The organism is Amycolatopsis sp. NPDC003676 (assembly GCF_053587275.1).
Window position 1 is genome coordinate 1 of record NZ_JBSFNS010000042.1, and the last position, 18,725, is coordinate 18,725.

Sequence of the window (18,725 nt, forward strand, 5' to 3'; positions counted from 1 at the left end):
ACGTCGCGCGGCCCGACTTCGCGCGCCCGGACGTCGATGCTGTGCTGGTTGCCGAAACGACCGTCGAGGCGGCGGATGTGCTTGCGCGGCTGGAAAAAGATTCGTGGCCTGCCGGGTTGATCTCGTTCAACGCGTTGGCCAGTACCGATGGCGAGGCGTCGCTGGTCTACACCCAGTGGACGGAGGGAGGAGCCGACCCCGGGTTCGTGCGGCGGATTTCTGGAGGCGATCCCGTGGAATACCGGTTGTACCGCAGCGGAAATCGGGACGACTCGGTGGTTCCGGGATGCGTTGTCGTGGTGAGCGTCGAGTTCGCCGGTGCCGATGCGCAGCGGCAGAAGCGTTGGGTCGACACGGTGTTCGGAGCGTTGGCCAGCGAGGACAAGCCCGCACCGGGCGGGATATCCGGGCATTTCCATGTCAGCACCGACGGGACCAGGGTCCTCAACTATGCGGAGTGGACTGACGAACAGTCGCATCGCGACGCATTGGCGCGGTCCGGACAGGGGACGGTCGGAGCGTCTGACGAATGGCGGAAGGTGCTGGAGTTTCCGGGAGTTCGCGGCAGCGGGTTTCGGCGCTATCAGGTGGTGCGCGGACTGTCCGCGAAGGCGCCAGCCTGATCCTGGTGACTCGCTCAGGCACTTTGCGGAGCGAAGGCGGCCGGGTCGGGAGCGGGAAGCGCGCCAAGTTGGATCCGGGCGCCGAGTTCGTCGCGGACGCCCCAGTGCTCGGCCAGCAAAGCGCCTTCGGTGCGGTAAATGTGCACCGTCGTCATCTGGTACGGCTTTCCCCCGGTGCCCGCGCCGTGCACCGCATCGACGGCGGTTCCGCTCGCAGTCGCGCGGACCACGACGCGCTCATCCGTGTCGAAGATGTCGTCGATGGCGTAGCGGATGTTCAGGACGTGGTGCACGAAGGTGAGGATTTGCCGGTAGCCGGCCGGGCCGGGCGGCAGCGGGAACGGCGACCCGTGGTCGACGAAGTCCGGGGTGACCAGGTCGTCCAGGACGGACAGGTCTCCGGTGTTGATCGCGTCGAACACGGCAAGGGCGGCGGTGCGTGCTGGGTTGGTCATGGCTATGCTCCTCTTCGAACTTGGCTGGAACCCAAATCCAGTGGAATGAGAATCTAGCGGAATGGGAGGGCTGTGGCAAGGCAGTACAGTGCCCCGCAGCGGGAGGAGAAAGCCCAGGCCACCCGCGCGCACATCGTTCGGACGGCGCGTGGCTTGCTTCTCGGCGGTGGAGGCTATGCGGGCATGACGATCACCGGCCTCGCCGAAGCGGCGGGGGTGAGTCCACAGACGGTGTACAACTCCGTCGGCGGCAAGGCCGAAGTCATCAAGGCGGTCTACGACGTCATGCTCGCCGGCGACGAGGACCAGACTCCGATGAGCGCGCGACCCGAGTTTCGCCGAGTGGCCGAGGCGACTGACGTGCCGTCTTACGCGGCTGCTTACGCCGCTTGGGTGCGGGCGATCTCCGACCGGGTCGGGCCGCTGCTCGGTGTGCTGGTCGCACACGGTCCCGGTGGCGACAAGCTGCTGGAGGCCTTCGTGGCGACCATCGACTCCGAACGCCGAAAGGGCAACACGCACAGCCTGCGCGGCCTCGCCGAACGCGGACACCTGTCGCCGGACAGATTCGACGAGGCGGTCGACGCCGTCTGGACACTGACCGCGCCCGAGGTGTACGACCGGCTGGTCCGGCGCTGCGGCTGGACCTCGGCAGCCTTCGAACGGTGGCTGGCCAACCAGTTTGTCGCGGTGCTGTCCGGCTAGCGGTGGTACTGGGGCGAAGCCATCGGCAACGGCGTCGGGTTGAGCCGGACCCACGCGACGGCGAGTTCGGACAGCCGGGCCAGTTCTTCGTCGGTTCCGTTGCCGGAGCGGATGCGCTTGGCGAGCGCCTGTGCTTCTTGAAGTTCAGGCAGCGGGGTGCCCGACGCGAAGTAGCCGGGGAGCGCGTCGGCCATCGCGCGGAAGGATCGGTCCCAGTTCCCGCTGCCGTTGTCGAGGATCTCGCGAGCGACTTTTCCGGTTACGCGGATCGCTTCTCCCTGCACGGTTTCCGCCGCGCCCGAGGACGGCACGAGCAGTTCCCACAGGTGCTCGTGCTGCTTCTGCCAGGAGCCGTCGGGCACCGTGATCGGGGAGGTTCCGTCGTGGATCAGCCGCGGCGGGACTGGTTCGACGTCGAACAGGCGGTACAACTCCCGCAGTCCGGCGTCGGTCTCGTCGAGGAAGTCGCGGTTGAAGCCCTTGCGGTGGAACTCGAAATTGGCACCGATCCGGCGGACCAGCTCTCCCGCCTCGTCCGGCACGGGCGCGCCGGCGTCGAGGAGAAGCGCGGCGGTTTCAGCCATGCCCGCGATCCCGATGTTCTCGGTCTGCCGCAGGCCGAACAGGAGCGGCGTGAGATTCGGCTTGCCGTCGATCGTGGCGTGGACATTCGCGCCGTGTTCGATCAGTACCCGCACGGTTTCCGGCCGCTGCCGGCTGGCCGCGCCGTGCAGCGGGGTGCCGCTGTAGCGGCGTGGCCGTTCGAGGTCAGCGCCGAGGGAAAGCAGCAGCGGGATCTGCGCTGCTTGGCCTCTCGCGGCACGTGTCCACAGTGGAGTTTCGCCGTACTGGTTCGCCGCGTCTACGTCGAGGCCTTGCTCGACTAGCCAGACGATGAGTTCGTCCGGGCAGTCGAGGTATCCGATCGCCGTGTCCTTGCCGTATCCGCCGCGAGCGTCCAGTTCAGTGCGTTCGAACACCGCCTGGAGTTCGGCGAGCGACGCGGACGTCAGCATCTCGTCGAAGTTCTTCGGCAGCGTCTTTCGCTTGCGCATCGGCGGTTTCTCCTTGGCATCCGGAGTCGCCAGCTTAGTGATCAGGAGGGCAGTTCGGACTTCAATCGGTGCTGCAGTTCGATCAGCGTCTGCCGGGCCAATTCCAGCCGTTCCAGGTCCAGGCCGTCGGTGGTGCGCAGGGCCAGGTCTTCGTACGCCGCTTGCATTCGGTGCAAAGCGGCAAGGCCGGTCGGGGTGACTTCGAGCAGTTTGGCGCGTTGGTGCGCGGGATTCGGACGGTAGCTGGCCAGGTCGTCGTCGACCAGCAGATCGGCGACTCGTTGGACGCTCTGCCTCGTGTGGCCCAACTGCGTGGCGATGGTCCCGACCGGAGCGGGTTCCGCTTCGACCGCGGCCAGCACTTGGTACCGCGCGACGCTCAGGCCGGTGGGGCGGGCGATGCCGTTGCCGACTGCTTCCAGGACGTCGGAGAGCCGGATGACCTCGTCCATCAGGTCGTTGTAGGCATCGCAGGCTTTCTTGACAGCATGCTGTCGTATCGCTAGCTTGTCGGACATGACAGCATGCTGTCATTTAGTGCTGAGTGATGCAACTGCTCGAGAGGATCATCTGGTGCGGATCGGCATAGGACTTCCGAATCAAGTGCGCGACGTCGACCCCGCGGTCGTGCCGCGGTGGGCGGCGCGGGCGGAGGAGGCGGGCTTTTCTTCGCTGGCGACGATCGGCCGGTACGCGTATCCGGGCGTGAGCGACACGGTTGCGCTGGCGGCCGCGGCTGGGGCGACGGAGCGGATCGGGCTGTTGAGCGGCGTGTTGCTCGCGCCGACGTGGCCGGCTGCGTTGCTGGCCAAGGAAATCGCGAGTATCGACGGCGTTTCCGGGCACCGGCTGACGTTCGGCGTCGGGGTGGGGCTTCGGGAGGAGGAGTTCACCGTGCCGGGGCTTGGGGCGCGTGGTCGCGGGGCGCGGTTCGATGCCGACTTGGAGATTTACCGCGAGGTGTGGGGCGGCAAACCGGTCGGGGAGAACGCGGCGGTACCGAGCGGGACGCGTCAGGTGCCGATGCTGTTCGGCGGCTATACCGAGCAGGCGTTGCAGCGAATGGTGCGGTGGGGCACGGGTTACATCGCCGGTTCGGGCTCGGTGGCGGCTAGCGCGCCTCGCTTCGAAGCGGCGAAACGTGCCTGGAGCGAGGGCGGTCGAGACGGGACGCCGCGGTTGGTTTCGTTGGCCTACTTCGTTTTGGGCGACGTCGACGCTGGGTTGGCGAATGTGCGGGACTTCTATCGGTTGGCTCCGAAGGAAGTCGCGGACAGTGTGGTGCCTTGCTCGACTCCGGAGCTGGTGCGGAAGTCTATTGCGGATTTCGCTGAGCTGGGCGTGGACGAGTTGATCTTCGTGCCGGTGACGGATGACGTGGCCGAGGTCGCTCGGCTGGCGGACGTTGTCGGCTGACCATCGTCCAGGAAGATGACTTCGAGATCGGGGGCTCATCCGGGATATCACCGATGTTCCCGGTGTCGGGCGGCTCCAAGCTGAAGTCATGAGACTACGCGTAATTGCGATCCTCGCGGCGATGCTCGTCGTGGTCGGGGCGGGGACCGCGCAGGCGGCACCAAGATTGGCGTTGCCGCGGCCGGGCGGGGCAAGTCCGGTCGGGACTACCACCTTCCACTTCACCGATACTTCCCGCGCGGATCCGTGGGTTCCTTCGGAGCGGCGGGAAATGATGGTCACGCTGTGGTACCCGGCGCAGTTTCCGGGATGGCGGGCCACGCAGTACCTCACACAGCGGGAATCGGAGCTGATGGTGGCGGCGGCGGGTGTGAAGTCGCTGCCCAAGGACCTGCTGACGAAGGTTCGTACTCATTCCACTGTGGACGCTCTGCCGCAGTTCCGGCGGATGCCGTTGGTGGTGCTTTCGCCGGGGTTCACGTTGCCGCGCGCGACGTTGTCGTCGCTGGCGGAGGAGCTGGCCAGTCGCGGGTACGTCGTTGCGGGCATCGGCCACAACTACGAGGCGACCGCGACCACCTTCCCGGACGGGCACACGACGGAATGCGTGGCAGATAAGATCAAGGACTGGAAGAAGCTCGTCAAAACCCGGGCGGCGGACGTGTCGTTCGTGCTCGATCAGTTCGTCGGGCCGCATCCGGTGTGGGGCGGCGGACGGCTGATCGACGAGCGGCGGATCGCGATGATCGGGCATTCGATCGGCGGAGCCAGCACGGCACCGGCGATGCTGGCCGACCGGCGGATCCGCGCCGGGGCGATGCTCGACGGCATGTACTACTTCCCGGTGACCGGGCTGGATCGGCCGTTTCTGCAGTTCGGGGCACCGGTGCATCAGCCGGGCGGGACGGTCGATCCTTCGTGGGACGCGGCTTGGCGCGAGATGACCGGGTGGAAGCGGTGGATCACCGTCGACCATGGCGACCACAGCATGTTCACCGATGAACTGCTGCTCTTCCAACAGGCGGGGGTGCCGCTGCCGGGGGTCGAGATCGATCCGTTGCGGGGGATCCGGGTCGGCGAGGCGTATCTGACGGCGTTCCTCGACGAGCATCTGCGCGGGGTGCCCCAGCGGCTGCTGGACGGCCCGTCGCCGCAGTTCCCTGAAGTGCGGTTTTGGGGCTGAGTTTCTCTTCCCGGGAAGTCCGCGGAATTTCTTCGCAACCCCCTCCGGCGGTGTGCGTCTCTATAGGCAAAGGGAAAGCCAAGAGCTGGTCAGGGGAGAATTGAAATGCTCATGAAGACTGTCAAATTGGCCACCGTCGGAGCGGCTCTCGGCGCGGTCGCGCTGCTTTCCGCGTGCTCCGGCCAAAATTCGGCAGCCCCGGCGAGCAACCAATCCGCCCCGGTCAACGTCGCGGCGAAAAGCCAGGTCCAGCAGCCGAACACGCCAGTCAAAAAGGGCGGCAGCGGTGGCGGCGGGGCCAGCTCGGAGGACGTCAATTGCAGTGCGCACGGCGGAACTGTCGGACCGCGCAAGGTTGATTTGATCGCGGACGCAACCAAAGCCGGTACCGTCGGATGCACCGAGGCGTTCAACGTTATTACCGAATACTTCGACAATATCGACAAGGCTGTCGGGGCGAACTACATGCTGACGGTGCAGGGCTGGCAATGCCTGACCGACACCGGCGCGGAGGGCACGCACGAGATCCGTTGCGCGAAGGACGGTCTCAAGATGCACACGACTCCGCCGAAGGACGAGAACACGCCGGACCCGCAGGAGCAGGGGACGGGGTACCACGGCACTCCGATTGACCCGCCCACGGCGCAGGGCCAGGGGACCGGCTACAACGGGGTGCCGGTGGACCCGCCGAACGCGCAGGAGCAGGGGACTGGGTACAACGGGGCGCCGATCGACAATCCGGACCAGAACTGAGCTGCGCCGCTGAGGAAGTAGGGCCAGGCCTTCCGGGGCCTGGCCCTTTTCGCGCGGCGGGCAGCAAGGCGAAGATGGGTACATGGCCGATTTCGTCCAGCCCGCCGACGCCATCCATCGCAGCTCCAAGGCCAGACTGTCGCGCACGGCCCGGGCGGAGAACCGGGGCGCGTTTCTCGCGGACGCCGAGGCCAGCGGATTCGTTCCGTCCGCGTCGGTGGAGGTCCGGTTCGAGCAGGCGGACGCTCGAGTGGCACAGCATCTCGCTATTGACGAAGGCACCGAAACCACGGTGCGAGATCGGGTCATGCGAGCGGACGGACAGCCGGTTCAGCTCTCGGTGTCCCGGCTCTCGCGCGAGCTGACGCGCGGCACTGCGATCGAGGAGGTCGACACTGGTCCCGGCGGCACCTATGCGCGGCTCGAAGAGGCTGGTCATCCGCTCGGATCAATCGCCGAGCACGTCGGTGCGCGGATGCCGACCCCGGACGAGGCGGCGATTCTGTGTCTCGCCGAAGGAACGCCTGTCCTGACGGTGACGCGGGTCGTCAGCGGCGAGGACGGCCTACCGCTGGAAGTCAACGACATGGTCCTCGCCGCTGACCGCTACCAGCTCTCCTACGATTGGCCCGCGGACTGACCCAGCACCGAAGACAGCCCCTCCCGCAACACCCGGTAAGCCGCCTCCGCTCGCTCGACAGCGTCCGGGTAAGTCTCATCAGCACTCCGACCACCACGGATCTCCCGGGCATTGTGAAAACCCAGGATCCGCTGCGCCCCGAAGATCTGCGCCGCCACCAACCGCGCGGTGAACTCGTCTTCGACGCCGCACGAAGCCTGCAGCTCCTCCACCAGCTCCTGCTCCTCCGCCAGCAAGTAAGTGGCCAGCCGAGCCAACAGCGCTGGCGTGGAGTACAGCAGGGTGTGGCACGTGATCGCGTCCGGCGAGTCGTTCAGGCCGGTCAGCGGGTCGTGTTCGGCCAGGCGGTCCAGGAAAGACCGTTCCAAGGCAGACAGGGCCGACACTCCGTCCGGCCGCGTGCGGACGATTTCCGCGGGGCCGTTGTCGTCGGCGAACTGGTGGATGACCAGGTCTTCCTTCGTCGGGAAGTACGCGAACAGCGTCGGCTTCGAGATCTCGGCCTCCGCCGCGATGTCGGCTACCGAGACCCCGTCGAAGCCGGATTCCCGGAACAGTCGCAGCGCCGCCGAGGCGATGGTTTCCCTCGTGCGGCGGCGTTTGCGCTCGCGCAGTCCTGACACGGGCGTCAGCCTAGCCGGAACTCGAACCCGGATAAAAACTTGACTCAGTTGTATATTTAACCTAGTCAAGAAACAGGGGGCGGGGAGTGGAACCAGAGATCCGGGCGGAGCGCGAGTATCTCCAGGCCTGTCACGCAGAACTGGACCGCATGCGGGAGGAGATCAAGACCGCCATCGCGACGGGGATGGGCGAGGGCGACGCGGTCGACGACAAGTACTTCAACCACGTCCTCAGGCAGTTTCGCACCGAGATCGCCGAGGAGCTAGCGGATATTGACGAGGCGCCGCTCTTCTTCGGCCGCCTCGATTACCCACCGGGCGAGGTCTACGAGGCGGCGCGCGGGTCGCATACTCGGTCGCCGCAGCATGACCTGGTTTACCTGGGGCGCAGAGGAATCCGCGACGACGACGGCGAACCGCTGGTGATCGATTGGCGGGCGCCGTTGGCCAGGGCGTTTTACGAAGCTGATCACGATCATCCGATGGGGGTGCGGGTCCGGCGGCGGTACGGGTTCGACCAGACGGGAGTGCTCAGCGCGTTCGAGGACGAGCCGCTCGATCGGCCCGGTTCCTCCGCGAATCGGCTGCTCACCGCGGAGATCGAGCGGCCTCGGCAGGGGCCGATGCGGGACATCGTCGCCACGATTCAGCCGGATCAGATGCGGCTGGTTCGGGCGCCGGTCGATCGGACGCTCTGTATCCAAGGCGCGCCGGGGACGGGCAAGACCGCAGTGGGTCTGCATCGGCTCGCGTATCTGCTCTACACCGAGCGGGTGCGGTTGCAGAAGGCCGGCGGGGTCGCGGTGATCGGGCCGAACCGGTCGTTTCTCGCTTACATCGCGGGCGTCCTTCCGGCGCTGGGCGAGGTGGCGGTTTCCCAGGCCACGATTGACGAATTGACCGGGGCGGGCCAGCCGGCCGAGCATGTCGACGAGCCGCGGACGGCGCGGATCAAAGGTGACGTCCGGATGGCGGAGGTCGTTCGGAAGCATCTGTGGGCGCGGATCCAGCCGGTCGATCGGACGCTCGAAGTCAAGTATCAGCACCGGACCTGGCGGTTGTATCCCGAGGACATCGCCGAGGAACTAAGGGAAATCCTCAGTCGCGGCGCGGATTACAGCGCGGGGCGCGAATTGCTGGCCCAGCGGCTCGCGCATCGGGTCTTGCGCGAGATGGAGCGGTCCGGCGGCACGAGCGCGACACTCCATCAGCTTCGTCGCAACGCCGCGATCAACAAAGCGGTCCGTGACATGTGGCCTGCGGTCGAGCCGGCCCGGTTGGTGCACGACTTGCTTACGGACCGAACAACGCTTGCTCAAGCGGCCGAAGGGATCCTGACCGATGAGGAGCAGGAAGCGCTAATCCGGCCAAGGCCGCGCAGTCGTAAGGCGATGACCTGGTCGACGCTCGATCTGGCGTTGCTGGACGAGGTCTCGGCGCTGGTCGAGCGTCCGGCGAAACTCGGGCACGTCGTGGTGGACGAGGCGCAAGACCTCAGCCCGATGCATCTGCGGGCGATCGCGCGCAGGTTGGCGGGGGCGTGCACGGTTCTCGGCGACGTCGCGCAGGCGACCAGTCCGTCCGCGGTCCGCGAGTGGACCAGCGTTTTAGCTCATCTTGAGCGGCCCGGCGGGCGGATCGAGGAGCTCACGCACGGCTACCGCGTTCCGGCGGATGTCCTCGACTTCGCGGCTCGGCTGCTTCCGCACATCGCGCCGGAGCTGCGCAGTCCCACATCGTTCCGGCATTCCGCGGATGCCTTGCACCTGACCGAGACGGACGAGACGGTTGCCGCCGCGGTCGATGCTTGTGCGAAGGCGCTGGTCCAAGAAGGGTCGATCGGGTTGTTGGCGGCGGACGCGGATGTTCCGGAGCTAAGCCAGGCCCTCGCCGAGCGCGGGTTGGACCACGCGGTGTTGGGTACCGGGGGAACCGCGCGGATCACGGTGGCGCCGGTGAGTTTGGCGAAGGGACTGGAGTACGACACGGTCCTGGTGGTCGAACCGGCGCGCATTGTGGCGGCGGAAGAGCGTGGGCTGCAACGGTTGTACGTCGCGCTCACCCGCGCGGTCAGTACGTTGCACGTCCTCCACACCGACCGGCTTCCGGAGCCGTTGCTGGCTCAGACTGCGGCGGTTTGACGGCGCGTGGTGGAGAACTGCCAGCCGAGGAATCCCAGCGCCAGCAGCAAATAGCTGTTGCCGATCAGGTGCTCGAGCGGGCCCCAGGACAGCTCCAGGTAACCGTTCTTCGGCAGCCACGAGTGCGGTGCGATCACGAAAATCGCGGCCGCTGCAGCCAAACCGGCGATGGCGAGCCGAGTGTGGGCGCGGGCGGCGAACAGCACGATCGCGGGCACGATCCACACCCAGTGGTGCGACCACGAAATCGGCGAGCACACCAGGATCGCCGCCGTATTGAGCAAGAAAGCCATCGGCGGGTCGGCACGCAGCATCGCGGGAATGGTCAGCGCGAGCGCGGCCAAAGTCAGCACTGCGACCAGGATCAGCGTCGGGGTGTCCGGAAGTCCGAACCGGTGCACCGCGCCCTGGATGGTCTGGTTTGTCGCGAAAATCGACCCGCTCATCCCGGACGCGCCGGTCAGCCCGCCGCCGAACCAGTACTTCATCGACGCTTCCGGCGCGATCACGAACCCGGCCACGCCGGCGAGCACGAACGTGACCACCGTGGTCACGACCGCGCGGAAGTCCTTCTTCAACAGGAAGAACAGCAGGAACCCGGCCGGAGTGATCTTCATGGCGGCAGCGAGACCCAGCAGGACGCCGCGCGGCAGCCGGGTCCGCGGGCCGAGGCAGTCGATCACCACGAGCGCCATCAGGATCAGGTTGATTTGCCCGAACCACAACGTTTCGCGGACCGGTTCGAAGGCCAGCGACCCGGCACCGACCACCAGCGCGGCCAGCAACGCGGTGCGCCGCCGGGCATGCGGCCGGACCACGACGTAGACGGTCCCGCAGAGCGCCGCGAGCGAGACGGCGAGCATCAGGATCGCGCCCAGCGGCAACGGCATCGCGGCGAACACCAGGAACACCACAGCCGCGAACGGTGGGTAGATGAACGGCAGGATCAGCCCGGCGCGGGTCGGCGGGAGCGGGCCGTAGACGTCCTCGCCCTGGGCCAGCGCCCGCGCACCGGAACGGTAGATCTCCAGGTCGAGCGGCCACATCGTGCAGACGAGCCACAGTATCGTCGCCGCCACTGCCACTGAGGCGATGACCAGCGCGAACACCGTTCGACGGCGGCCGCCGACGTCGTCTAGCCACCGGCGCAGCGCGACAGCGGGGGGCCGGAGGGAAGTCACTCCGCGATCATGCCGGTGCGATCACCCGTTCGCGCAGCGGGGGCGGGACCAGGCCACTTCGTCGACCGCGAGCCACGGCGCGCTCGCGGCGGCCGCGGGGGTGACTCCGGCGAAAGCTTTCACCTCGTGGTGCAGGTGCGACTGGTCGACATATCCGCTCTCGGCGGCCACCAACGCGGGGCTTTCCCCGGCGGCGAGCCGGTGCACCGCGTGGTCGAACCGGACCAGTTGCGCGGCGCGCTTCGGGCTGAGCCCGAGCTGGGTGCGGAAGCGGGACCACAGCCGTTTCCGGCTCCATCCGGTCTCGTCGGCCAGCTGCTCGATCCGCACCCGGCCGTGGTGTGCGTCCATTCGCTGCCAGGCGAAGGCGACCTCCGGATCGACCGTGCGACCGGCCTCGTATCGCTTGCCCAGCGTGGCTTCCACCAGCGCGAACCGGTCGTTCCAGGAGTCGAGTGCGCGCAGCCGGTCAGGAAGCCCAGCAGGCCAGACGTCCTCGAGCGGGACGATCTCGCCGGTCAGATCCGTGCCGAGTACGGCGTGCGCGACCTCGGGGGACAGCCGGATCTGCACGCATTCGATGTTCTGCCCGCGCACACGCATCTCTCGCGGTGCGATGCCGGTGACGGCGCTGCCGCGCGCCACCCCGTTGACGAACAGCCCTTCGCGGAGATTGACGAACATCGTGACCGCTGGGTACGGGACCACCGTCAAATCGATCAAATCGACGGTGTCGCCGACGAATCCGGCCATCTGCACCCCGGGCAACCGGAGCGGCCGGGACGGCACGGCGATGCCCCACACCGCCGCCCCGTCGCGAGCCCATTCGGCTGGTCGCATACCGCCAGCGTAGAAGAAAACCGGCAGCGCGACATTTCTCCAAGACCGCCGGCCGCTGCCCCGACCAGGCTGAACGGGTACCGGAAAGGGGATCCGTGATGATGAATTCCGCTGTTGAACTCGCCGCCGCCATCCGCGCGAAGGAGGTGAGCCCGGTCGAAATCGCCGACTGCTATCTCGACCGCATCGCCGCGCTGGACCCGAAGTTCAACGCCTTCTGCTTCCGCGCCGACGACGAGGTCCGCGCCGCCGCGAAAGCCGCCGCCGACGCCGTGGTCCAGTGCCCGCCGGAGGACCTGCCGCCGTTCCACGGGATCCCGTTGCCGATCAAGGATCTCGCCAACGTCCAAGGCTGGCCGACCGCCTACGGCTCGCTGGCCACCGACCGGTCCCCGCAGCCGAAGTCGGATCCGCTGGTGCGGCGGTTCGTCGACGCCGGTTTCCTCCCGCTCGGCAAGACCACGACGTCGGAATTCGGCGCGGTGCCGTTCACCGAAAGCGAGGCGCAGGGCATCTCGCGCAATCCGTGGGACCCGGATCGCACGCCCGGCGGTTCGTCCAGCGGCGCGGGGATCTCCGTCATCGCCGGAATGGCTCCGGTCGCGCACGCGGAGGACGGCGGCGGATCGATCCGCATCCCGGCGTCGTGCACCGGTCTTGTCGGGCTGAAATCGACCCGCGGCCTGATCACGAACGCCGTGGTGGAGGTCGAAGGCTTCGCGACCAGCGGCGTCGTCAGCCGGACGCTCGCCGACACCGCCGCGGTGCTGGACGTCATCGCGCGGCACGACCCCGGTGCGTGGTGGTCGCAGCCAACGCCCACGCGGTCCCTTGCGCATGCGCTAACCGAAGAACCGCCGGAGGGCCTGCGGATCGGCGTCCTCACTACCTCGCTGATCGACGGCATCACCGTCGACCCGGCGTGCCTGACCGCGGTCGACAAAACCCTCCGTGCGCTCGAAGAAGCCGGACACCAGATCGTCGACAAACCGCTTCCGCTGCCGACGTCCGAGGAGCTGATCTCGACGTTCATGAAGGTCTGGAACGTCGCCAGCGCAGGCGTACCGGTGGTCGACCCGGACCGCATCGAACCGCACAACCGGGCCCAGCGCGAAGCCGCGAAGTCGGTCGATTCCTGGACTTACGCGGAGAGCGTGCACAAGACCCAGGTGCTGTCACGACGCATTGTCGAGGCCTTCACCGACAGCTTCGACCTGCTGGTCACGCCGACCATGGCCTGCCTGCCGCCGAAGGTCGGCGCGTGGCGAGCGAGCGGAAACCCCGTGGTGGCCGCGTACCCGATGGGCGTCTTCACGTCGTTGTTCAACGTGACCGGCCAGCCGGCGATCTCCCTCCCGCTGCACCACGACGAGGCCAGCGGCCTGCCGGTCGGCGTCCAGTTGGTCGCCGCGCCCTGGCGGGAGGACCTGTTGTTGCAGGTCTCCCGCACGCTGGAGCAAGCGCTGCCCTGGACGGACCGGCGGCCGCCGCTCGATCTCAGCTAGCCGACGTAGGCGGCCAGGTGCTTCCCGGTCAGCGTCCGCTTCTTCTTCACCAGTTCGGCGGGCGTCCCCTCGAAGACCACCTGGCCGCCGTCGTGCCCGGCGCCGGGACCGAGGTCGATGATCCAGTCCGCGTGCGCCATTACGGCCTGGTGGTGCTCGATGACGATCACCGACTTGCCCGATTCGACGAGGTGGTCCAGCAGTCCGAGCAGCTGTTCCACGTCGGCGAGGTGCAGGCCGGTGGTCGGTTCGTCGAGGATGTACACGCCGCCGTTCGACCCCATGTGCGTCGCCAGCTTCAGCCGCTGCCGCTCGCCGCCGGACAGTGTGGTCAGCGGCTGGCCGAGGGTCAGGTAACCGAGCCCGACCTGCTCCATCCGTTCGAGAATCCGGTGCGCGGCCGGGGTTTTCGCGTCGCCCTCGGCGAAGAAAGCGGTGGCCTGGGCGACCGACATCGCGAGCACCTCGCTGATGTCCCGTCCGCCGAAGTGGTACTCCAGCACCGAGGCGTCGAACCGCTTGCCCTCGCAGACCTCGCAGGTGGTGGCCACTCCGGCCATCATCCCGAGGTCGGTGTAGATGACGCCGTTTCCGTTGCAGTTCGGGCACGCGCCCTCGGAGTTGGCGCTGAACAGCGCGGGCTTCACGTTGTTGGCCTTGGCGAAAGCCTTGCGGATCGGTTCGAGCAGCCCGGTGTACGTCGCTGGGTTGCTCCGCCGCGAACCGCGGATCGGGGCCTGGTCCACGGACACGACGTCGTCGGACTCCCGGATCGACCCGTGGATCAGCGAGCTCTTGCCCGATCCGGCAACACCGGTGATCACGCACAGCACGCCAAGCGGGATGTCGACGTCGACGTCCTGCAGGTTGTGCGTGTTCGCGCCGCGGATTTCCAGCACGCCCGTGCGCTCCCGCACCGACGGCTTGAGCGAGGCACGGTCGTCCAAGTGCTTGCCGGTCAACGTCTTGCTCGCGCGCAGACCGTCCACAGTGCCCTCGAAACACACCGTGCCGCCGTTCGTGCCCGCGCCCGGCCCGAGGTCGACGACGTGGTCGGCGATCGCGATCGCCTCCGGCTTGTGCTCCACGACGAGGACGGTGTTTCCCTTGTCCCGCAACCGGAGCAGCAGGTCGTTCATCCGCTGGATGTCGTGCGGGTGCAGGCCGATGGTGGGCTCGTCGAAGACATACGTGACGTCCGTAAGCGACGATCCGAGATGCCGGACCATCTTCACCCGCTGCGCCTCGCCGCCGGACAGCGTGCCCGCCGGCCGGTCGAGCGACAGGTAGCCGAGCCCGATCTCGACAAACGATTCGAGCGTCTCGTGCAGCGACTTCAGCAACGGCGCGACCGACGGTTCGGACAGTTTCCCGACCCAATCGGCGAGATCGCTGATCTGCATCGCGCACACGTCGGCGATGCTCATCCCGTCGATCTTGGCCGAGCGCGCCAGCTCGCTCAGCCGCGTCCCGTCGCATTCCGGGCACGTCGCGAAGGTGACCGCCCGGTCCACGAACGCGCGGATGTGCGGCTGCATCGCCTCGACGTCCTTGGACAGATACGACTTCTGGATCCTCGGCACCAGACCCTCGTAGGTCATGTTGATGCCTTCGATCTTCATCCGCGTCGGTTCCTTGTACAGGAAGTCCTGCAGTTCGCGCTTCGTGTACTTGCGGATCGGCTTGGTCGGGTCGACCAGCCCGGAACCGCTGTAGAGCCGGTAGTTCCAGCCGCCCGGGGTGTAGCCGGGGATGGTGAGCGCGCCGTCGTCGAGAGACTTGGTGTCGTCGTACAGCTGGGAAAGGTCGATGTCGTTGATCGAACCGCGGCCCTCGCAGCGGGCGCACATGCCGCCGGTGATGCTGAAGCTGCGCCGCTCCTTGATCTCCTTGCCGGCGCGCTTCACGGTGACCGCGCCCGCGCCGCTGATCGACGCGACGTTGAACGAGAACGCCTGCGACGACCCGATGTGCGGCACGGCGAGCCTGCTGAACAGGATCCGCAGCATCGCGTTGGCGTCGGTGGCGGTGCCGACCGTCGAGCGCGGATCGGCCCCCATCCGCTGCTGGTCGACGATGATCGCGGTGGTCAGCCCGTCGAGCACGTCGACCTCGGGGCGGGCCAGCGTCGGCATGAAGCCCTGCACGAAACTGCTGTAGGTCTCGTTGATCAGCCGCTGCGATTCGGCCGCGATCGTGCTGAACACGAGCGAGCTTTTGCCCGAGCCGGACACCCCGGTGAACACCGTCAGCCGGCGCTTCGGGAGTTCGACGCTGACGTCCTTGAGGTTGTTCACGCGGGCGCCCTGCACTCGGATCAGGTCATGGCTGTCTGCGGCGTGCTCCGGCGCGGGCTTCCCCTTGGCCTTCGTCATCGTCTCTCCTGTTTCTTTCCCCAGAGGTCCGGCTCGGACTTCTTCAGCTCGCTTGCTGGATGCGGATCAGGTTCCCGGCCGGGTCGCGGAAGGAGCAGTCGCGGACGCCGTAGGGCTGGTCCGTCGGCTCCTGCACGACCTCGGCGTCGCTGGCCTGCAGCCGGTTGAAGGTCGCGTCGACGTCCTTGGTGGCCAGGTTCAGCGCGGCGTAGGTGCCCTTGGCCATCATGTCGGCGATCATCCGGCGTTCGTCGTCGGTGAGGCCGGGGAACGCGGCGACCGGCTGCAGCACGACCGAGGTGTCCGGCTGTCCGGGCGGGCCGACGGTAATCCAGGCCATGTCGCCGTACTTGACGTTGTTGCGCACCTCGAAGCCGAGGACGTCGCGGTAGAAGGTCAGCGTCGCTTCCGGATCGGTGTGCGGGAGGAAGCTCGCGTGAATGGTCATCTCCATGCCGATCACACTAGGTTCGCGCCGAACGGGGTGCTTCTCGATTCCTGATCGGTCGCGTGACCTGTTTCGCGACGCACGGCGCCATGCCTTCGGTCGCTCCGGTCTCCTCCTGGCGGTAAACGCTTGGCGGCTTCCCGACCAGCTCGGTAAACCGCGTACTGAACGTCCCCAGCGACGAAAAGCCGACCTCGAAACACACCTCGGTGACGCTCAGATCGCCTCGGCGCAGCAACGCCATGGCGCGCTCGATGCGACGGGTCATCAGATACGAGTACGGCGACTCTCCGTAAGCGGCGCGGAATTGCCGGCTGAGGTGCCCGGCGGACACGTTGATGCTCCGCGCGAGCGCCTCGACGTCCAGGGGACGCGCGTACTCGCGGTCGATCCGGTCGCGCACTCGGCGCAACCGTGCGAGATCGGCCAATCGCTGCGCGTCGTCCGGTTTGCTGGTCACTTCCGAATCGTGCCACGACGATCGCTCGAGCCCCAGCAATCCGCTCTTTCGGGCTGGTGGCCGATTCGTTCAAGACCCTCGCGCCGGGCTCGTGCGACGGTTTCCGGGTGACTGTGAAATTGGAGGCCGTCGCCCCGTTCCTCGCCGGGCACGGCCGGTTGCTGGACCAGCGGCGGTTCGAGCTGCTGGAAGGAAATGGACGAGCCGAAGAGGTGCTCGCGGCGGTCGCGGCCTACCGGAATCCGGACGGCGGCTACGGCTGGGGTCTGGAGCCGGATCTGCGCGCGCCGGAGAGCCAGCCGGGTGGCGCGCTGCACGCGTTCGAGATGTTCGCCGACATCGCGCCGGTGACCACGCCGCACGCGGTGCAGTTGTGCGACTGGCTGGAATCGGTGTCGTTCGCCGACGGCGGGCTGCCGTTCGCGTTCCCGGTCGCCGATCCGACCGCGTGCGCTCCCTTTTGGACCGGAGCCGACCCGGCGGCGTTCTCGTTGCAGAGCACCGCGTTCGTCACGTCGGCGGCGTGGCGGGTCGCCGAACACGACGAGGCGGTCGCGGCGCATCCGTGGCTCGCGCGGGCGACCGAGACGTGCCTGCGCGCGATCCGGGACCTTGACGAGATGCCGCACGCCATCGAGCTGAGCTTCGCGATCCACCTGCTCGATGCCTCCTGCGACCGGTATCCGGAGGCCGACGAACTCCTGACGAAGCTGGGGAAGTTCCTGCCGGAGAGCGGAATCGTCCCGGTGCCGGGCGGCTCCGAGGGCGAGGTGCTGCGTCCGCTGGACTTCAGCCCGGTGCCCGGCCCGTCCCGGCGGCTGTTCGCTCCGGAAGCGGTCGAGGCGGACCTGACCCGGCTGGAACAGGGCCAGCAGCCCGACGGCGGCTGGACGGTCGACTTCGCCAGCTTCTCCCCGATGGCCTCGCTGGAGTGGCGCGGCTACGCCACCGTCGGCGCGATCTCCAAGCTGCGCGCCAACTCCCGGCTCTAGGGCCAGAGACGTTCGCGAACCCAGCCCGCGGGTTCGCGGCGGTAACGGACCCGGATGTGCCGCCGGTCGTGCGAGGCCTGCCAGAACTCCACCGATTCCGGCTGGATCAGGTAGCGCGTCCACGTTTCCGGTGCCACGTCCGGGTTTTCCGCCACCCAGTCCGCGGCCGCCTCGGCGGCTTCGACCAGCTTCGCCGGGTCGGACAGCACCTCCGACTGATGCCCGACATACGCCTCGGCCCGCGACGCAGGCGGTCTAGCGAGGAAGTCGTCGGCGGACACCTCGGCCGCGGCCGGGACCACCAGACCGCGCACGCGCACCTGGCGTCCGCGACCGGGCCAGAAGAACGTCAGCGCCGCCCGCGGGTTCGCGGTCAGCTGCTGGCCCTTCGGGCTTTCCGAACTGGTCGCGACCGCCCAGCCGTCCTCGTCGACGTTCTTCAGGATGACCACGCGAGCGTCCGGCGCGCCATCGGCGTCCACTGTGGACAGAGTGACGGCGTGCGGGGCCAGCACGTGCTCCCCGGCTTCGGTCAGCCAGACGAGGAACAGCTCCTCCGGTGTTTCCGGGGTGTGGTCCGGGTCGAATTCCGGGAGCTGTTCGGGGAACGACTGCCAGCCGCGCAACGAAACCATGTCACCGACCGTACGGCGGTTGCCCCGGCGGCGGGTAATGCGGCGGCTGCGGCCCGGCCGGGCCCGCGGCGGGCGGGGGAGAAGTCTGCGGCATCGGCCCCTGCGGAATCTGCCCGGGGAAACCGCCGGGACCCGATTGCGGAGGCTGCTGGTAGGCGGCCTGTTGCTGCTGCCACTGCACCTGCTGGAAAGCTTCGGCGGGCTGCGGGAAACAGAACGTCAGCTTCGCGTTGATCGCGCCGTGCATCGCCGCGCCCCAGAGCTTCCCGCCGGTGAACGCGTAGGTCGCGCCCGCGTACGGATCCACCGCGACCATCCGGGTTTCGCCGCCGAACTGGTTGCTTGTCTTCGCGCTCGCCAGCTGCGCGGCGTCCGGGTGCACGCGCCCGACGAGCCCGCAGATCACCACCGACGCGGCGGTCCAGCCGATCGTGCCCTGCACGTTGGCGCGGGCGTGCTGGGTGGCCATGCCGGTGAACTGGTGCAGCGTCGCCGCGTCGACCTCGGGATAAGCCCCGGCCACGACGCAGTAGTTCATCGTGGACAACATGATCGACTCGGTGAACAGGCCGACCGCGCACGTCACCGGTCCGATCTGGACGGTGTTGAGCCTGCCGCCGCTGCGCACCACGCGTTCGGCGACCACCTGCAGGTACTGCTCGGGCGTGAGCACGTCCGCGACCTCCCCGGGCTGA

19 protein-coding genes and 1 pseudogene are annotated in these 18,725 nt (G+C 67.7%); 9 read left to right on the forward strand and 11 right to left on the reverse strand.

Features of this window, described 5'->3' with window-relative positions; genetic code table 11:
* The coding region (locus tag ACWDNU_RS23845; RefSeq protein ID WP_449670513.1) for a hypothetical protein at positions 1–623 on the forward strand (623 nt) is incomplete at its 5' end.
* A gap of 14 nt (positions 624–637) precedes the next feature.
* Here ACWDNU_RS23845 and ACWDNU_RS23850 read toward each other — a convergent pair.
* Positions 638–1,078: an ester cyclase gene (locus tag ACWDNU_RS23850; protein WP_449670514.1), complete on the reverse strand. Its 441-nt coding sequence runs from the start codon at positions 1,076–1,078 to the stop codon at positions 638–640.
* A gap of 183 nt (positions 1,079–1,261) precedes the next feature.
* On the opposite strand from ACWDNU_RS23850, the gene ACWDNU_RS23855 reads away from it, so the two are divergent.
* Complete coding sequence (locus ACWDNU_RS23855; RefSeq protein ID WP_449670515.1) at positions 1,262–1,783, forward strand: hypothetical protein; 522 nt, start codon at positions 1,262–1,264, stop codon at positions 1,781–1,783.
* Here ACWDNU_RS23855 and ACWDNU_RS23860 read toward each other — a convergent pair.
* Both ACWDNU_RS23860 and ACWDNU_RS23865 read right to left on the reverse strand, forming a co-directional pair.
* Entirely contained in the window at positions 1,780–2,838 is a 1,059-nt protein-coding gene (locus ACWDNU_RS23860) for an ankyrin repeat domain-containing protein (protein WP_449670516.1), read from the reverse strand. The two genes, ACWDNU_RS23855 and ACWDNU_RS23860, sit on opposite strands and share 4 nt — an antisense overlap.
* Before the next feature lie 41 nt (positions 2,839–2,879).
* Positions 2,880–3,356, reverse strand: coding sequence for a MarR family winged helix-turn-helix transcriptional regulator (locus ACWDNU_RS23865; protein WP_370932751.1), 477 nt, complete (start codon positions 3,354–3,356; stop codon positions 2,880–2,882).
* A gap of 55 nt (positions 3,357–3,411) precedes the next feature.
* Between ACWDNU_RS23865 and ACWDNU_RS23870 the strand changes: the two genes are divergently transcribed.
* From ACWDNU_RS23870 to ACWDNU_RS23885, 4 genes and pseudogenes are all read left to right on the forward strand, one after another.
* On the forward strand, positions 3,412–4,254 hold the full coding sequence (locus ACWDNU_RS23870) for an LLM class flavin-dependent oxidoreductase (protein ID WP_449670517.1): 843 nt from the start codon (positions 3,412–3,414) through the stop codon (positions 4,252–4,254).
* Between the two features lie 88 nt (positions 4,255–4,342).
* Positions 4,343–5,437, forward strand: a complete 1,095-nt coding sequence (locus tag ACWDNU_RS23875) for an alpha/beta hydrolase family protein (RefSeq protein WP_449670518.1) — start codon at positions 4,343–4,345, stop codon at positions 5,435–5,437.
* A 111-nt stretch (positions 5,438–5,548) separates the two neighbouring features.
* A complete protein-coding gene (locus ACWDNU_RS23880) occupies positions 5,549–6,190 on the forward strand; it encodes a hypothetical protein (RefSeq protein WP_449670519.1) in 642 nt (213 codons plus the stop codon).
* A 91-nt stretch (positions 6,191–6,281) separates the two neighbouring features.
* A pseudogene (locus ACWDNU_RS23885) lies at positions 6,282–6,830 on the forward strand (GntR family transcriptional regulator); the annotation flags it as partial.
* Here the strand turns inward: ACWDNU_RS23885 and ACWDNU_RS23890 are convergent.
* Positions 6,809–7,453, reverse strand: coding sequence for a TetR/AcrR family transcriptional regulator (locus ACWDNU_RS23890; RefSeq protein ID WP_449670520.1), 645 nt, complete (start codon positions 7,451–7,453; stop codon positions 6,809–6,811). The pseudogene ACWDNU_RS23885 and the gene ACWDNU_RS23890 sit on opposite strands and share 22 nt — an antisense overlap.
* 86 nt (positions 7,454–7,539) lie before the next feature.
* On the opposite strand from ACWDNU_RS23890, the gene ACWDNU_RS23895 reads away from it, so the two are divergent.
* Positions 7,540–9,594, forward strand: coding sequence for a HelD family protein (locus ACWDNU_RS23895; protein ID WP_449670521.1), 2,055 nt, complete (start codon positions 7,540–7,542; stop codon positions 9,592–9,594).
* On the opposite strand, the gene ACWDNU_RS23900 is transcribed toward ACWDNU_RS23895, so the two are convergent.
* Both ACWDNU_RS23900 and ACWDNU_RS23905 read right to left on the reverse strand, forming a co-directional pair.
* The gene (locus ACWDNU_RS23900) at positions 9,576–10,775 is read right to left on the reverse strand and encodes a glycosyltransferase 87 family protein (RefSeq protein WP_449670522.1); all 1,200 of its coding nucleotides are present in this window, start codon (positions 10,773–10,775) and stop codon (positions 9,576–9,578) included. The two genes, ACWDNU_RS23895 and ACWDNU_RS23900, sit on opposite strands and share 19 nt — an antisense overlap.
* A gap of 21 nt (positions 10,776–10,796) precedes the next feature.
* Positions 10,797–11,615, reverse strand: coding sequence for a helix-turn-helix domain-containing protein (locus ACWDNU_RS23905; protein WP_449670523.1), 819 nt, complete (start codon positions 11,613–11,615; stop codon positions 10,797–10,799).
* Between the two features lie 101 nt (positions 11,616–11,716).
* Here ACWDNU_RS23905 and ACWDNU_RS23910 point away from each other — a divergent pair, with 101 nt between their 5' ends.
* On the forward strand, positions 11,717–13,120 hold the full coding sequence (locus ACWDNU_RS23910) for an amidase (protein WP_449670524.1): 1,404 nt from the start codon (positions 11,717–11,719) through the stop codon (positions 13,118–13,120).
* On the opposite strand, the gene ACWDNU_RS23915 is transcribed toward ACWDNU_RS23910, so the two are convergent.
* Genes ACWDNU_RS23915 through ACWDNU_RS23925 form a run of 3 tightly spaced genes read right to left on the reverse strand, consistent with a single transcriptional unit; the run spans position 13,117 to position 16,403 of the window.
* On the reverse strand, positions 13,117–15,495 hold the full coding sequence (locus tag ACWDNU_RS23915) for an ATP-binding cassette domain-containing protein (RefSeq protein WP_370932742.1): 2,379 nt from the start codon (positions 15,493–15,495) through the stop codon (positions 13,117–13,119). The genes ACWDNU_RS23910 and ACWDNU_RS23915 overlap by 4 nt on opposite strands.
* Before the next feature lie 43 nt (positions 15,496–15,538).
* The gene (locus ACWDNU_RS23920) at positions 15,539–15,949 is read right to left on the reverse strand and encodes a VOC family protein (protein ID WP_370932741.1); all 411 of its coding nucleotides are present in this window, start codon (positions 15,947–15,949) and stop codon (positions 15,539–15,541) included.
* 10 nt (positions 15,950–15,959) lie between these two features.
* Positions 15,960–16,403, reverse strand: a complete 444-nt coding sequence (locus ACWDNU_RS23925; protein WP_043831515.1) for a helix-turn-helix transcriptional regulator — start codon at positions 16,401–16,403, stop codon at positions 15,960–15,962.
* A gap of 107 nt (positions 16,404–16,510) precedes the next feature.
* Between ACWDNU_RS23925 and ACWDNU_RS23930 the strand changes: the two genes are divergently transcribed.
* Positions 16,511–17,395 (forward strand): hypothetical protein, encoded by an 885-nt coding sequence (locus tag ACWDNU_RS23930; RefSeq protein ID WP_370932740.1) that lies wholly within the window; start codon positions 16,511–16,513, stop codon positions 17,393–17,395.
* Here ACWDNU_RS23930 and ACWDNU_RS23935 read toward each other — a convergent pair.
* Positions 17,392–18,030, reverse strand: a complete 639-nt coding sequence (locus ACWDNU_RS23935; protein ID WP_449670525.1) for a pyridoxine/pyridoxamine 5'-phosphate oxidase — start codon at positions 18,028–18,030, stop codon at positions 17,392–17,394. The two genes, ACWDNU_RS23930 and ACWDNU_RS23935, sit on opposite strands and share 4 nt — an antisense overlap.
* 1 nt (position 18,031) lies before the next feature.
* Positions 18,032–18,703: a hypothetical protein gene (locus ACWDNU_RS23940; protein WP_449670557.1), complete on the reverse strand. Its 672-nt coding sequence runs from the start codon at positions 18,701–18,703 to the stop codon at positions 18,032–18,034.
* Positions 18,704–18,725 lie beyond the last annotated feature (22 nt).